Annotated in this window: 15 protein-coding genes; 3 read left to right on the plus strand and 12 right to left on the minus strand. The window is 30.5% G+C overall.

Going from position 1 to position 16,397, the window contains the following annotated elements; all coding sequences use genetic code 11:
* Positions 1–71: 71 nt before the first annotated feature.
* The gene (locus tag V5E38_RS11355; RefSeq protein ID WP_499213374.1) at positions 72–1,751 is read right to left on the minus strand and encodes a formate--tetrahydrofolate ligase; all 1,680 of its coding nucleotides are present in this window, start codon (positions 1,749–1,751) and stop codon (positions 72–74) included.
* 182 nt (positions 1,752–1,933) lie between these two features.
* On the opposite strand from V5E38_RS11355, the gene V5E38_RS11360 reads away from it, so the two are divergent.
* Positions 1,934–2,287, plus strand: coding sequence for a permease (locus V5E38_RS11360; protein WP_097979382.1), 354 nt, complete (start codon positions 1,934–1,936; stop codon positions 2,285–2,287).
* Positions 2,288–2,475: 188 nt separating this feature from the next.
* On the opposite strand, the gene V5E38_RS11365 is transcribed toward V5E38_RS11360, so the two are convergent.
* The 11 genes from V5E38_RS11365 to V5E38_RS11415 form a co-directional block, all read right to left on the minus strand.
* Complete coding sequence (locus V5E38_RS11365; RefSeq protein ID WP_069031976.1) at positions 2,476–3,246, minus strand: hypothetical protein; 771 nt, start codon at positions 3,244–3,246, stop codon at positions 2,476–2,478.
* Positions 3,247–3,389: 143 nt separating this feature from the next.
* Entirely contained in the window at positions 3,390–3,773 is a 384-nt protein-coding gene (locus tag V5E38_RS11370) for a DUF3888 domain-containing protein (RefSeq protein ID WP_387326738.1), read from the minus strand.
* 187 nt (positions 3,774–3,960) lie between these two features.
* Positions 3,961–5,091, minus strand: coding sequence for a stage II sporulation protein P (gene spoIIP / locus V5E38_RS11375; RefSeq protein WP_499213375.1), 1,131 nt, complete (start codon positions 5,089–5,091; stop codon positions 3,961–3,963).
* Between the two features lie 265 nt (positions 5,092–5,356).
* The gene (locus V5E38_RS11380) at positions 5,357–5,800 is read right to left on the minus strand and encodes a hypothetical protein (protein WP_499213376.1); all 444 of its coding nucleotides are present in this window, start codon (positions 5,798–5,800) and stop codon (positions 5,357–5,359) included.
* Between the two features lie 249 nt (positions 5,801–6,049).
* The gene (locus V5E38_RS11385; protein WP_499213377.1) at positions 6,050–6,946 is read right to left on the minus strand and encodes a TIGR03943 family putative permease subunit; all 897 of its coding nucleotides are present in this window, start codon (positions 6,944–6,946) and stop codon (positions 6,050–6,052) included.
* A 12-nt stretch (positions 6,947–6,958) separates the two neighbouring features.
* Entirely contained in the window at positions 6,959–7,840 is an 882-nt protein-coding gene (locus tag V5E38_RS11390; RefSeq protein ID WP_387326749.1) for a permease, read from the minus strand.
* A gap of 69 nt (positions 7,841–7,909) precedes the next feature.
* Positions 7,910–8,851 carry a magnesium transporter CorA family protein gene (locus tag V5E38_RS11395; RefSeq protein ID WP_097979388.1) on the minus strand — a complete coding sequence of 314 codons (942 nt, stop codon included), beginning with the start codon at positions 8,849–8,851 and terminating at the stop codon, positions 7,910–7,912.
* Positions 8,852–9,037: 186 nt separating this feature from the next.
* Positions 9,038–9,223: a hypothetical protein gene (locus V5E38_RS11400; RefSeq protein ID WP_056466479.1), complete on the minus strand. Its 186-nt coding sequence runs from the start codon at positions 9,221–9,223 to the stop codon at positions 9,038–9,040.
* Positions 9,224–9,292: 69 nt separating this feature from the next.
* Positions 9,293–9,895 (minus strand): undecaprenyl phosphate transporter UptA, encoded by a 603-nt coding sequence (uptA, locus tag V5E38_RS11405; RefSeq protein WP_387326930.1) that lies wholly within the window; start codon positions 9,893–9,895, stop codon positions 9,293–9,295.
* Positions 9,896–10,052: 157 nt separating this feature from the next.
* The gene (locus V5E38_RS11410; protein ID WP_499213378.1) at positions 10,053–11,687 is read right to left on the minus strand and encodes a peptide ABC transporter substrate-binding protein; all 1,635 of its coding nucleotides are present in this window, start codon (positions 11,685–11,687) and stop codon (positions 10,053–10,055) included.
* Positions 11,688–12,392: 705 nt separating this feature from the next.
* On the minus strand, positions 12,393–14,024 hold the full coding sequence (locus tag V5E38_RS11415; RefSeq protein WP_499213379.1) for a peptide ABC transporter substrate-binding protein: 1,632 nt from the start codon (positions 14,022–14,024) through the stop codon (positions 12,393–12,395).
* Positions 14,025–14,411: 387 nt separating this feature from the next.
* Here V5E38_RS11415 and pssA point away from each other — a divergent pair, with 387 nt between their 5' ends.
* Positions 14,412–15,146: a CDP-diacylglycerol--serine O-phosphatidyltransferase gene (gene pssA / locus V5E38_RS11420; protein WP_097978838.1), complete on the plus strand. Its 735-nt coding sequence runs from the start codon at positions 14,412–14,414 to the stop codon at positions 15,144–15,146.
* Between the two features lie 310 nt (positions 15,147–15,456).
* Positions 15,457–16,395, plus strand: a complete 939-nt coding sequence (locus V5E38_RS11425; RefSeq protein WP_499213380.1) for a metal ABC transporter substrate-binding protein — start codon at positions 15,457–15,459, stop codon at positions 16,393–16,395.
* Positions 16,396–16,397 lie beyond the last annotated feature (2 nt).

The raw sequence follows: 16,397 nt of genomic DNA on the forward strand, positions 1-16,397 counted from the left end.
AAATATTAACTCATACTGAAAAAACTCGCATCAAATGCGAGTATGTTTTTCAGTAAGCATTATTAAGTTAATTAAAACAATCCTTTTGGACGGCCAAGTTCATCTAAGTCCATATTTAATGCAGCTGGTTTTTTCGGTAAACCAGGCATTGTCATTACGTTACCTGTTAGTGCAACAATAAAACCTGCACCAATTGAAGCTTTAAGTTCTCTTATTTCTACTTTAAAACCAGTAGGTCTTCCAACTAAACTTGGTTGGTCTGATAAGGAATATTGAGATTTTGCCATACAAATTGGTAGGTTGCCCCAACCATTCTCATTAAATTCCAAAATTTGTTTTTTTGCTTTAGGAGAGATATTCACTCCGTCTGCACCATAAACTTCTTTTGCAATTTTTTCTATTTTATTTTCAATTGAATCAGATAATTCATATAAATAATTAAATGTTTCTTTAGGATTTTTTAACATACTAACAAGAGATTCAGCTAGCTCTATGCCACCTTTACCACCATGTTCCCAAACTTCTGTTAAGACAATCTTAATGCCGTTATCTTGTCCCCATTGTTTTAATACACTTATTTCTTCTTCTGTGTCAGAAATAAATTTATTAATGGCTACAACAACAGGTACATTGAATTTGCGAACTGTTTCCACATGCTTTTCAAGATTTTGAATTCCATCTTTAACTGCTAAAGCGTTTTCATTAGTCAATTCATTTCTATTTACGCCACCATGCATTTTTAATGCTCTAATCGTTGCAACTATTACGACTGCATCAGGTGTAACACCTAAAGCTCTAGTTTTGATATTTAAGAATTTTTCAGCTCCTAAATCTGCACCAAAACCAGCTTCCGTTACGACATATTCCCCTAATTTCATAGCCATTTTAGTTGCAATAACACTGTTACAACCATGAGCAATATTAGCAAATGGGCCACCATGAATAATTGCTGGAGTGTGTTCAATCGTTTGAACAAGATTTGGTTTAATTGCGTCTTTTAGTAATAATGCTAGAGCACCTTCTACTTTTAAATCTCCTACAGTTACTGGCGTTTTATGTATAGTATAGGCAACAACAATTCGTTTAAGTCTTTCTTTTAAGTCTTGAATTGATGTCGCTAAACAAAGAACCGCCATGATTTCTGAAGCAACCGTTATATCAAACCCATCTTCTCTTGGAACCCCGCCAGATGGACCTCCTAAACCTACAACGACATTTCTTAAAGCACGGTCATTTAAATCGACTACTCTCTTCCAAGAAATTCTACGTACATCAATTTCAAGTTCATTTCCTTGATGGATATGATTATCAATAAATGCTGCTAAAGCATTATTCGTCGTAGTAATAGCATGGATATCACCGTTAAAATGTAAATTAATATCATCCATTGGTAAAACTTGAGAATAGCCTCCTCCAGTTGCACCGCCTTTTACTCCCATCGTTGGCCCTAATGACGGTTCACGCAATGCTACGATTGCATTTTTGCCAATTTTGTGGAAAGCTTGTGCAAGCCCAACAGTGACCGTTGATTTACCTTCACCAGCAGGAGTCGGGTTTATTGAAGTAACTAAGATTAATTTACCATCTTCATTTTCTTTTAATCGGTCTAAAATTGATAATGACAATTTAGCTTTATAATGCCCATAGTTTTCAACTTCTTCATCAAAAAGATTTAAATTATCTGCAATTTCGTTTATTTTTTTCATTTCTGATTCAAAAGCAATTTCTAAATCTGACTTAACTTGACTCATTCAATCATCTCCAATTGCACTTCATTATAATCAAAATTATAGCACAATTTTACAAATAATTCATTTTTAAAAATTCAAAATTGTTAATCATATTATCCAAAATTACTAATACTTTCTACTTATCAATGGGATTCAAAGTTACATACTAAAGATAAGGCATTAAAAGAAAGGAGTGTAATTAAATGTATCGTCATAAAAAGCATAAAGAACATAAACGTAATCACAATTTACCAAAGGATCAAAATGAAGAATATAGTGCAGAGTTTTATCCCACAAGGAATGTGTTTTATTCGGAAACTACTTCAGATAAATCTCATGCCTCTGGAATTGTAATTGGATACGTAGCTCTATTTTTTTCACTATTTTCGTTATTTTTAATGCCTGTTTTATTCGGAATCGTTGGAATTGCACTTGGAATATACTCTGTAACTAAAGGTCATTCCACTTTAGGATATACAGCAATTGGATTTGGATTATTTTCGGTAATTGTCACAATATTCTATAACTTATTAATTGTCTTAAGTGCAATTCTTTAAGAATAGATTAAAAAAAGCAAAAAAAGACCTTTAAGGTCCTTTCAAAATAGATAATTTTTGTACACCATCTACTCATTGAAAGAACCTTAAAGGTCCATTTAAATTCCCCGCAAACATTCACTTACTCAATTTTCATCATCTTCCTATTGGTTTAAATAACATCACAAATCGAAAGACAATCTATTTCTTTAAACTTGAACGACAGACCATTCGTCATCTTTCTTTGAATAAGTTAAATTTGCAATATGATTTGTAAGGTCTCGATACTCTTCAACATTTTCTAAAATTTCATCTACACCAGAATAAAAATCAACTCGAAAAATAGGGATTTCGATTACTTTTCTATTTTCAACTCTTTCACTTAAATCAATTATTAATCCATCCTCCATTAAAGGGTATAATGTCAACATTAATTTAATATTGATTGGATTAATTTGTTTTGAACGATTAAATATATTTAAACTTCTTCTCTGAAGTTGTGTAATTTTATAAGATATGACATTACAGAGCATAAAAATAAAGTCATTAGTTCGTTTATAATAAACCTTTTGATACATTCCATCACTGATGTTCATGTATGCAAAGGAATTGTTTAATCTTGGTATAAAAGGTTTTTGTAATGGCTCTTTTTTGTGAGCAAGATACAGTAATTCTGCAATTTCTTTAGGCTCTAGCTCATCTAGATCTGCTAATTCTTCAAAATCGATCCAACATAGGTCATCATGTTCACTATGTTCTAATATAAATTGATTAATGTATTCTCTTTCAACATAATAAAAAGAAGAATTTAAATTAAATTCGGACCATTGAATATCGTGTTTTAGCAAAAGAATGTTTTGAAGAGGAAAAGGAAGTCCTTGAACAAACTCTTTATAATTTATGCCTGATGTTATAAAGCAATGATTATGGTTATCACCATAAATATAGATAATCTCCTTTATTGAATCAATTCCCGCCAACGATATTGCCCACCTTTAATTTTTTTCTTTATCATATCATACTTTATACAAAATTTATTATCAAAAATGATAAATTTAATTCTTTTTACCTAATATTTTTTTACATTTTTTACCATAATATCGCACTCTACCTCAAAATAATCTTATACAGGTGGCCTACATAAAGATGTAGTTTTTGTTTGAATTGGTTCTTTCGTAACAGAGCGAATACTCCATTCTCCGTCATCATTCGAAAAATTAAATTTAACAAGTGTGTAAGGTGGTTGTTGATCCTGTTTATATGCAATTAATTGAATTGTTGCTCCGAATACGTATGTACCATTATATTTCTTTTTTATATTTGTTATCGTCGCACAATTATATTGTTCTCCTGGACCGAACATTTTATATAAACGGTTATTTATACTAGGAAAAAGAATTGATAACACTGCATCTTCTAATACTTCATTTTGTACCGCAAATGCATTTGTCGGTTTTGATGTCCCAATTAAGCACATTAATAGTACGATAATAAATCCTCTTTTCATTTCTAATCCTCCATCTTAAGATTTTAACTAAAATACTTAGTATCTATTATCTATTCTCTACAATTTACTGATGGTTATGAAAGAGAGTTTAAATAAACTAGGAATAGAAATTTTATGGCAAATGGAAAAAAGAAGACCTTGAAAAGTTTTTTTCTTTTCGTGGTCTTCTTTTTATTTTTTTACAACGCTATTGATGATCCCAATAGTATTTACTCAATATATCTGAGAGCAAGTCAATCGTTCTATAAAGTTCAGGTAATGTATTATCAACCCCACCTACTTCGATTAATATGGAGTGCGGTGATAAATCTTGGTTATAAACGCCATTCCCTTGTTTATAGTTTTTACTAAATATTCCTCTTGTTAAACCTTTGTTAAATTTCATAATTTCACTATTTAAATCTTTTGCTAGTGCTAAGTTCTTTCTATAATTTTTGTTTTCTACGCCAACTACAAAGTATAGCTTTGCGTATTTTTGCCCATTAATCTCAGTAGTTGTCACATTTTTTCTCTGATCATCACGATGTATATCAATAAGATAATTTAAATCTTGATCTTGAGAAAGCGCATCTTGTACAACCAATCTAGACATTTTATATGAACTTCCCCAATTCCAATTTCTTTTCGTTAATTCAGCCCCAATATTTGTTTTATCGTCAATCGCACCAATTCCATTTGCTTCTAAATTCTTTTTCAATCGTTCACCTAATAAGCTTACATTTACTTTTGGAGAAGAAGCTTGATTTGGCGACTTTGCACCTGGGATTAAAGGTAAAAATGATTCCCAGCTATGTGTGTGGTAAATAAAAAAGACATCTTTTCCATTTGTAGTTTGTGATGGCGGATTTGTTGGATTTTTAATTGGTTCATTTACTGGATCTTTAACAGTTGGATTTTGGTTAATTTCGTCGAGTGTTAAGCTTGATTCTATTGGAAGATTCGTAAAATCAATACCTTCTCCAGCAACTAAGATATTATTTTCAAATTTTGTCATACTAGATATTTCATGCACTAATAAACTTTTTGGATCGTACAGTCTAATATTTGTAATAAATGAAAAAAATATATTTCCGATAGGTTGTCCACTACTTTTAGTAGAATCGTCACCTACCTTAAAATGACCATTTTCATATTCAAACGCTTTAATAAATCCTTCATAGCTCATTTTTTCAAACCATTGATGCACATAATATGATTTAGTATTTTTCATTGATGTCACAAATAAACTCGCTAACAAAAATAATAAGACAATGCCTACAAAGACACTTGCCGTTACACGTTTAAGATTTATAGATTTTATATATATTGATTGTCTCATTAAATCACCTCTAATAAATCGTATGTACAAGCCCTATAAAATAGAATGAAAAAATTATTAAATTCTATCCTATTAATTACTCCACCACTATAAATGAGTGTGATTAGACTATAAAATTGTTCGACACTTCATCATTTTAATCCACTCACATTTATGAATTTTATTAGAATTTGGATTAGTAAAATATAAAAAAAGAGCTGCCTTAATAGACACCTCATAAAAAAGTTCGTAATTCAATTAGTGTAAAAGCTCTTTTTTAAATAAATTACATATTATTATTATTGTTGCAACGACTGAAGTTAGTTAGTGGATTTACAACGCAACTATTTCTAGCTGCTTCTAATTGAGTATTACAAAATGAGCTTGTTGCAGGCGATACCATACTGTTATTCATATTTCTATTTCTTCTACATCCACTTCGTCTATTATTATTCATATTTCTGTTTTCGTTTCTGTTTTCGTTTCTGTTTTCGTTCATGTTTCTGTTTTCATTCATGTTTCTGTTTTCGTTCATATTTCTGTTTCTGTTTGAATGGCCATTATTCATATTATTCATACTTTCACTCATAACTCTGTCATTGTCATGATTTCTATGACAATCACAGTCATTACATGGTCTACGAACTTCAACAAACTCTCTCATATCTCTTACTGGAGATACTTCTTCTCTTTCTTCTCTTCTACGATTGCAACCACAAAATCCCCACATTTAAGAACACCTCTATAATTATTTATTGTACATTTATAACATACGTAGAAATTTAGATATTGAATGTGTACATGTCTAGATATGAACAAGTTTTTTATATTATTTTTCTATTTTTAATTTTATTACGGTAAATGAAATTTTAAATATAGGCTTTTTTATAAGATTTTGTTAGTTGTTTATCCTAAAAGTAAAAAAAAAATGAGCCAATTAGGCTCATTTCATTGTGTAGACAAAGTTCTTAGGCTCATTTTACTTGTTACGGTATACATATTCATCTTTTGGTGGTTGAATTTCCTTAATTTTAGTAACGTCTAAATAAGGAATGTTTACTTTAAATGGTTGATAGTACATTTGTTGTATATCACCAGTAGCTTCAATCCATTGATCATTTTTAAACGTTTGTCCATCAGGCAAATCAATTAGCACTCCGTATACACCGGAATCGGCAACACAGTGAATAATTCCAAATCTAAATAAGAAAACCTGATTCTTTTTTAATCCTTTTTCATGATAAATAAAGCCTTTATAAGTTAGTTGCTTTCCTAAATATTTTCCAGGCTCATCATATAAAACTTCCATTCCTTTAAGAAAGTCATAATCATTTAGGACAATGCTTTTCTTATTTATATATTCTTTTGATTCTTGTTTAATTAATTTTTGATATCCTTCTTGCCCATAGTAGATACTTAAATCAGGCTTTAAATACTGCCTTTGCATAAAAGGATCATTGTTACCCGGTTCTGAAACAGGGAAATGAAACCCTTTAGCTTCTACAATCGTAGAGTCCAAAGTTGCAACGGGTAAAAATATACCTGTAAACAATGGAAAGATGAAAACTAAGCCATTTAAAAACTTTTTAAACCCTTTAGCTTCTTTATGAACATGTCCATGTACACAAGTATGATCACAATTATGATCATGATGATGGCTATGGTCGTGGTCATGATCGTGGCTATGCTGTTCATCTTCATCATGACTAGTTCTTAAAGTATGAATTACTTGAATTAAAGTTAGAAATGCAAATAATATCCCAGCTGTCAGAGATAAATAAGAGTATTTCATATTAATATATTTTGAGATCGTACCTTTAATATGCAATTGCATTAAAAAGAAGGTAAATCCTAATAGTACATATGCTCTTGCCATATTGATTCTCCCTTAAATGAATAATGTTGTGAAAAACGTTAATACAATAACTAACCCAATAATAATGAATACATATCGACTTTTAAAATGTTGGAATAACATTAATGTATTTTTTATATCAATCATTGGACCAATAACCATAAACGCAACGATTGAGTTTAAAGAAAACGTACTTTGGAATGAAGATGCTACGAATGCATCAGCCTCAGAACAAAGAGATAAAATAAAGGCTAATGCCATCATTACTAGAATACTAGCAACTTGTCCATTACCTATATGCATTAACGTTGAAGTTGGAATAAATGTTTGTACGAATGCTGCAATAAATGCACCTAAAATTAAAAACTTACCCATAGAGAAAAATTCTTCTATAGCATGTACACAAACACTCCATAATTTTTTCCTAGCAGGAATTGAATGGTCAACTGGAATTGTCACTAGATCGTGTTTTAATGGATTCTCGATTTTTAAATATGATAATACGATTCCTATTATATAAGCAATGATCATAGCAGCCCCGGCACGATAAATCACCATTTCAATATTATTACCAAATGCTATAAATGTTGCAAACAGTACAATTGGGTTAATGATTGGACCTGTTAACATAAACGCCACCGCTACATAGTGTGGCACACCTTTTTTGATCAACCTACTTACAATTGGTACAATTCCGCACTCACAACCTGGGAATATAAATCCCAATAAAATAGCTACTAATACTGCTAGATATCTATTTTTTGGTATTATCTTATATAACATTTCTTCCGTAATAAATATTTGAATGATCCCCGATATAAAAACACCAATTAAAATAAATGGCAATGCTTCTACTACAATCGAAATAAAGATCGTATTCATTTGTAAAAACGAATGATAAAAATTCGTACTCATAATCTCTCTCCCATGTACTTTTAAAAATGAAAACTCACAAAACCTCCGAATGACCGGCGGCTTTGTGAGTTAAAAGTACCTTTTTTTCCAAAATATTAGTGCAATTGTTGTTGATAATATTGCAGATATACCAATTACAATTGGAAACGCATGTGGTATATTGGCTAATGGAATATGATCAACGTTCATCCCATAAAAACTAGAAACCATAGTTGGGATTGATAAAATAATTGTAATAGAAGTTAAAAATTTCATTACAATATTTAAATTATTTGAGATAACTGAAGCAAATGTATTCATCATTCCACTTAAGATATTACTATAAACTTCTGCCATCTCTATTGCCTGTTTATTTTCGATAATTACATCTTCTAATAAATCTTCATCATCTTCATACATTTTTAATATATTCCCTTTAAGAATTTTTTGCATGACGATTTTATTCGATTTAAGTGAAGTAGTAAAATAAACAAGACTTTTTTCAAGGTTCAGCATTGTAAATAACTCTTGATTTCTTGTGGATTGATGTAATTCAGTTTCAATTTCATTTGTTTTACGATTAATTTGTTTAAGATAACGTAAATAATAGGATGATGTCGTATGCAATAGTTGAAGTGCAAATCTAGTCTTTTTAAACGTAAAGAAGCCTTTTACTTTTTGGTAAATAAATCGTTCAAAGATTGGATTTTCACTTAAACAGATTGTGACAAAAGTGCTGGATGAAATAATCATCCCGATTGGTATTGTATCAAAAATTGTGTGCCCATTATCATCATGAGCTACAATTGGAATATCAACAATAATTAGAGTGTGTTCCCCTTCAACCTCTATCCTTGAACGTTCTTCATCATCGAGTGGGTCTTTAATAAAATCTAAATCTAAGTCTAATTTTTGAACTAGATATTGAATTTCTTGTTCAGTTGGATTGATCGCATTGATCCAACAACCTTTCTCAATAACATCGACTTGATTTAGTTTCCCTTGTGCATCTGAAAGATAAAAATTTAGCATCTTAATTCACCTCTAATTCTAAAACAAAAACTACACAATAATAGCATACGAAACATTTATATATGTTTCAACCTTTATTAAAAAGAAAGTCAATTTTCTAATAATCAAAGGCTTTTAGCAGCTATTTTAGTGAGCATTTATACTATTCACAAATAAAGAAAAAGGCCACTTATAGTGACCTATTTTTTAGTATCCGCTTTTATAAAAATAATGCATATCACTTAATTCATCAATGTATTGATAAACTTCTAACTGACTTTGTAATTGCTCTTTTGTATGTAATGAATAATCTTCCGTATTCAATTGATTTTGAACATTTGAAAGAGTATTTGATAAATCTGATTTTAGTGCATCATATGACATAGAATACATAAAATTCATCCTTCCAATTGAAATTTATCATATTATATGTAATATAATGTAAAACAAATCATATTTATTTTATTTTCTACCTTTTCCCACTAATTTTTTTATTAAAAAATATACAACAAATAGGGCAATCGCTATAATGATTAACATTGGTGTATATGGGGCTAAAACAGATTTAGCAGTTTCCCAATTTTTACCTAATTTCTCACCAATTTTGATAAAAAGTATAGACCAAGGAATGATTGCAAGAACTGTATAAAGTGTAAATTTACTTATTGGCATCTTTGCTAATCCCGCTGGAATCGAAATGGCATGTCTAACAACTGGAATAAAACGCGCCGTAAACACTACTCCAACGCCATATTTTGAAAACCATTTTTCAGCTAAATCAAGATGATGCTTATTAATTAGAATATATTTACCATATTTTTCAATGATTGGTCGACCACCAAAATAACCTAACCAATATAAAAATAATTGTGCAATAGTTCCCCCAATCACACCTGCTATTACAGCACCTACAAAATTTATATGCCCTCCGGCTACTAGATAACCAGCATATGCTAAAACAATCTCACTCGGGATAACTTCGATCATTAAGCCTAAAGCTACCCCTAAATATCCTAATGATGCAAAAAATTCTAATATTTGATGTATGATATTTGTCAATAGGATCCCCCCTCTCTAAAACAACTTGTACTACAATGATAATACATACCAAGATAAAATATGTCAAAATAAAGAAATACTCAAGTGAAAGTATTATTTCATATAAAAAAAGGCTGTCCAAGTCAGTGACCTGACATTAGAACAGCCTTTTTTCATTTCTTAATTATTTAATTACAACGTTTTTGTAAGTGTAATCTGGTCCGAATGCATGCTCAATTAATCCAGTTACTTTTGGCTTCATAACGTATGCAATAGCACGTTGGTAAATTGGAAGAATTGCTGCATTGTCTTGAACTAAAATTTTCTCAGCTTGTAAGAATGCATCAGAACGCTTAGTTGGATCTAATAAGAAATCAGTACCTGCTTGAGAGATTAACTTATCATACTCTGCGTTAGAGAATCCCATTTGATTGAATGGGCTCTTACTTGTCCACATATCGAAGTATGTCATTGGATCTTTGTAGTCTGGACCCCATCCGCCGAATGAGATGTCGTAATCTTTCTTAGAGTTTAAGTCTAATTGTTGTGCAAATGGAACTGATTTAATGTTAATTTTTAAACCTGGTAAGTTTTTAGTGAATTCACCTTGTAGGTACTCACTGATTTTTTTGTTAGTTTCAGTATCTGAACCTAATAATTCGATTGAAACATCTTTCTTACCGATTTCTTTTAATCCTTGTTCCCATAATGTTTTAGCATCAGCTGGATCGTATTTTACAAGTTGTCCAGAAGCATCACGGAAGTCTTTACCATTAGCATCTAAGAAGTTACTTGGAGCTAAACCGTATAAAGGTACTGAACCGTTATTTAAGATTACGCTAGTAATTGCTTCACGGTCAAATGCTTCGTTTAAAGCTTTACGGATGTTAACGTTTTTAAGAGCTGGATTTTTCGATTCGTTTACACGTAAGAAGAATACAGTTGGCTCTTTAGTTGTTCCGTAGTCAGGGCTAGATTTATATTTGTCAACAAACTCTGCAGTTAAACCAGCACGGTCAACATCACCAGACTCATATAAGTTAACACCAGTTTGTGGGTCTTTTACGATTTTAAAGTTAACTTCTTTTAATGTTACGTCTTTAGCATCATAGTAGTCAGGGTTTTTAACTAACTTGTAGCTTTCATCATGTTTCCACTCTGATAATTCGAATGGACCATTGAAAATTAAATTAGATGCTTCTAAACCATAGTTTTTACCTTGAGATTCAACAAATTTTTGATTTAAAGGGAAAAATGTTGGGAACGTTACTAAAGAATCAAAATATGGAATAGCTTTTGCTAATTTAACTTCTAAAGTTTTATCATCAACAGCTTTAACTCCTAATTGATCAACTGGTTTTTTACCAGTAGTAACATCTTCACCGTTTTGTAATACATTCAACATGAATGCATACTCAGATGCATTTTTAGGATCTGCAGCACGTTTCCATCCGTAAACGAAGTCTCCTGCAGTTACAGGGTCACCATTTGACCATTTAGCATCACGTAAGTGGAATGTATAAGTTAAACCATCAGCTGATTTATCAAAAGATTCTGCCATACCAGGTTGTACAGCATCATCTTTACCTAACGTGTTTAAACCTTCCATAATGTTACCTAAAACGTTGAAAGATTCAGCATCTGTACTAGTACTTGAATCTAAACTTGGAAGTTCAGCTCCGCCTAGTAAGTTTAATACTTGTGGTTTTGCTTTTGCTGTTTCTTTTTTACCTTCATTTGATTTGTCTGAGTTACATGCAGTTAAAAGCATGCTCACAGCAACAGATAAAGATAGAAAATACGATACCTTCTTTTTCATTAGATTGCCTCCCCAAAATTAAACAATTAGACTTAAAAACTATTAAAATATTCAAACAATTTACATTGTCCGAATAGTTAATAACCTTTAACTTACTTTTAATTTTACATACTTTTTAGAAAATATCAACAAAAAATCGACATTTTTTTCAAAAAAATTAATAAATTTAAATAAATCTTTACTTTTTTGTAACCAAAAGCTACATTTTGAAGTATTTTTTTGCATATTAAATCAAAACTATTAATAATTGCCCCAATTTCAATAAATGTTTAAAGTTGGACAAATATGTATATTTTTTTAAAGTTTCAAAAAAATAGTTTTAAATTTAATTTTTTCTATATTCATACTCAAAATAAAACGTATCCAGCTAAGTAATCCTCTGAACACACTATAAGATTTACTTTTACAACTTTTCTTATACAGAAAAAATGAAAAAACCCTTTCTATCACGCTGTTGAAAAACAACTTTGTCAGTTGTTTATTAATCCTTTTGTAGGTCAATTAATATCGAATATTACTTACAATTTTAAAACCATTAATAGATCATCCCCAAAAATGATATTTCATTATTATAAATGTTCATTTAATGTCCGTTTCCTCTATTGCAATTTTATATTTCAACACTCTGAGTGAAAATTCCTTTTTTTATACCAAAAACTTCCTAAAAAAGAGAAGGATGATCCCTTCTCTTTTTGTTTAATACTATTATTTTTTGTTAGTTGCCCATTTGTAAGAGAAATCTCCGCCAAATTTGTGCGCAATAATACCATTAACAGAATCTTTTTGTAAATATGCACGACCGCGTTGGTAAATAGGAGAAATACCAGCTTCATCCATAATTACTTTTTCAGCTTCTACCATATCATCCCAGCGTTTTTGTGGATCTGCTTCTTTCTTAGCAGCATTTACAAGCTGATCGTATTGTGGATTGTTGTATGCCATTTCATTGAATGGACTGTTAGATAAGAACATATCAATAAATGTCATTGGATCTGGATAGTCTGGACCCCAACCTGAGAATGAGAAGTCATAATCTAATTTTTTCTCGTTATCAAGTTTAATTTCAAACGGTTGTGGAGCAACTGTAATTTTTAAACCAGGTAAATTCTTCTCAAGCTCACCAGCTACATACTCAGCAGCTTTTTTACGAGTTGTATCATCATAAGAAAGCATTTTTAGCTCAAATGTATCTTTACCAAGTTCTTTTTTAGCTTCTGCCCATAATTTTTTAGCTTCTTCGACATTATATTTGTTAAAGTCACCATTATGATCACGGAAATCTTTTGAATCTGGTCCTTTTACCCACTCAGAAGGTACTAACCAGTATGCAGGTTTAGAACCATCATTTAAAATCGAAGATGTAATAGCTTCTTTATCATATGCTAAGTCAAATGCTTTACGAGCTTTAGCATTTTTAAAGATTGGTAGTTTTTCATTGAAACGGAAGAATACTAAACGCGCATCTAATTGAGTTTTGTATTCAGGGTCATTTTTATATTTATCAACGTACTCAGAATCAAGCATTACTTTATCAATATCGCCGTTTTCATATAAGTTAACTGCAGAAGAAGTATCTTTAACTACATTGTATTTAATTTCATCTAACTTAACTGAATCCTTGTCCCAATATTTTGGATTCTTCTTTAATGTAAAGCTTTGCTCATGCTTCCAGTCACTTAAAGTAAACGGACCATTGTATAATTGAGTATTTGCTTCTAAACCGTATTGATCCCCTTTAGATTCAACCCACTTTTGATTTTCAGGTAAGTATGTCCCAAAAGTAGTTAATTGTAAGAAATAAGGAGTTGGTTGTTCTAGTGTTACTTGTAATGTTTTATCATCTAATGCTTTCACACCTAATTGGTCTTTTGGCATTTTACCATTGAAAATTGCTTCAGCATTTTTCACATAGTATAAAATGAATGAATATTCAGATGCAGTTTTTGGATCTACAGCACGTTGCCAACCATAAACGAAATCATTAGCAGTTACTGGCTCACCATTTGACCATTGTGTATCACGTAAATGGAATGTATATGTTAAACCATCTTTACTAATTTCAACCGAATCTTTCTTAGCAACACCATCTACTACTTCGTCACCCTCTCCTAAACGAAGTAAACCTTCATTTACGTTGTTTAAAACTTCGAATGACATTGAATCAGTAGTTTTTGCTGAGTCCATAGAAGGAATCTCTGTAGTTGTAGTTAATCTTAATGTTTGCTTCGTATCTTTCTGAGAATTGGTTGCTGTTTTCTCCGTGTCTTTGCCACAAGCCGCTAGTACCGTACTTAGTACCAATAAACTTGAAACTGTTGTTGCTAATCTACGCTTCATTAGAGCACCTCCATATATTAGTGATTATTCATTTTATAATTTACTTATTTTTCTGAAAAATCACTTTTTACTTTTTCAATATACTACATATTTTTCAGAAAAAAAAGTATTTTTTTAATATTTAATTTATTTTTTATTAAATTCCCCCAAATTCCTAGTTCAAATATCATATTTTTTTTAATTTTAGCGTAGTGCAATATGATTGTAATACTATTCACATATTTTATTGGTGCAAAATACGACAAATTTTATATGACTTTATGTCGATTCTAGAAACATTTTATGAACTAAATTATTAGATTCCATTATTACTAAATTTTGGGTTATAATATATCTTATTGAATTTGAACATATCAATTTTTTATATCAATTTTAGGAAGTGAATGTATGATAAGAAAAAGTATTCCAAACCTATTTACTCTAGGGAATTTATATTGTGGGTTTCTATCGATCGGCTTTGCCGCTAAAGGAGAATTTAGAAATGCCGCTATTCTTATTTTAATAGGAATGATGCTCGATAGTATGGACGGTCGAGTTGCTAGAGTTTTAGGAGTCCAATCACAATTAGGAAAAGAACTAGACTCTTTAGCTGATATAGTTACTTTTGGAGTTGCACCTTCCTATTTGGTATATTGTACACAATTTTCAACTGAAGGTATCTTTGGTCTAGGAATTGCCGGTTTATTCCCACTGTTTGGGGCATATAGATTAGCAAGATTTAATGTTACACCGATTTCAACATCACTAAAATATTTTACTGGAGTACCAATTACAGCAGCTGGTGGTCTTGTTGCCTTTTTAACATTATTTGGAAGTCGAATACCGCAAATAGTCATCATAACAGTTTTTGTTGCATTAGCATTCTTAATGGTTAGTAGATTAAAAATTCCAAGCTTTAAAGATATTCCGATTCCTAAATATGCTACAATTATTACGATTTTTTTAGGATACGCATTATATCTAGTATGGCATGCTAAAAAAGAACAGTGGCCATTCTTTATTTATATAGCAATTCCGCTTTATATCTTCTTTATTTTCTTTCAATTTTTCAAAAGTAAAAAGAAACAATCAAGTAACGAAAATAAGAAACCACGTAAATTCCGTTTAAAACGAAAGTCTTAATAAAAAGTATGTTTTGATGTATTTTTTCATCAAAGCATACTTTTTTTATATATTTATCCACTTAAATCGCATTTTTCTTGCACATTAATAATTACTGTTCTATAATGACAAAGGATTAAATCGTATTTATTACGATTTTGAATATTTTATTAAATTATGTACCTAATTGTTTGATAAGAATCATCTTACATTTTTTTTAAAGTGTAAAAAGGAATGATTACGAATTAATTAAATTTTTTTAACTTTATTCGTTTATTAACAACCTCATTATAAAATACTAAAATGATTAATTTTTTAGGGAGAGAAAAAAATGAAATTTAAAAAATTAGCAATAACGACTTTGCTATTAACCAGTGCAGTTCTGTCAGCTTGCAATAAAGACACACATCAGCAAAGTACTAAAAATAAAAATAAACTAACGATTTATACAACCATTTATCCCCTTCAAGATTTTGCTGAAAAAATTGGTGGTAAATACGTTGATGTACATTCCATATACCCTACTGGCGTTGATACTCATGATTTTGAACCAACTTCTAAACAAATTGTAGAAATCGCAAACTCCGATTTATTTGTTTACAATGGTGCAGGTATGGAACCTTTTGCAGATAAAATCAAAGATACACTTAAAAATAATCATGTTGCAATCTTAGAGGCAACTAAAAATATTGAATTAATAAAGTCAAGCGAAGAGGAAATTCAGGAAGATGAAGATCATCATGACGTTGATCCCCACGTTTGGTTAGATCCATCTCGTGCAAAAATTGAAGCACAAAATATTAGAGATGAATTCGTTAAATTAATGCCAAAAAACAAACAGTACTTTGAAGCAAATTATGATAAAATTGAAAATCAATTTGATGAACTTGATAATGAATTAAGAAATTTAGTTTTACATTCTGCACGTAAGGATATTGTCGTTTCACATGCAGCTTATGGATATTTGGAACAACATTACGGAATTGAACAAATCCCAATCACAGGACTTTCCCCTTCTCAAGAGCCATCACAGAAGGATTTAAAGAAAGTTGTTGATTTTGTTAAAGAACATCATGTTAAATATATTTTGTTCGAAACGTTTGCTACACCAAAAGTAGCAACAGTAGTAAAAAACGAAACCCATGCTGAAATCTTAAGACTTAACCACCTAGCAACTATTTCAGAAGATGATTTAAAGAAACATAAAGATTATTTCGACTTAATGCAAGAAAATATAGACACACTAGATAAGACATTAAATAACCGTTAAAA

This window comes from Rossellomorea sp. GAMAL-10_SWC (genome assembly GCF_049568075.1).
Classification (GTDB): domain Bacteria; phylum Bacillota; class Bacilli; order Bacillales; family Bacillaceae_G; genus Gottfriedia.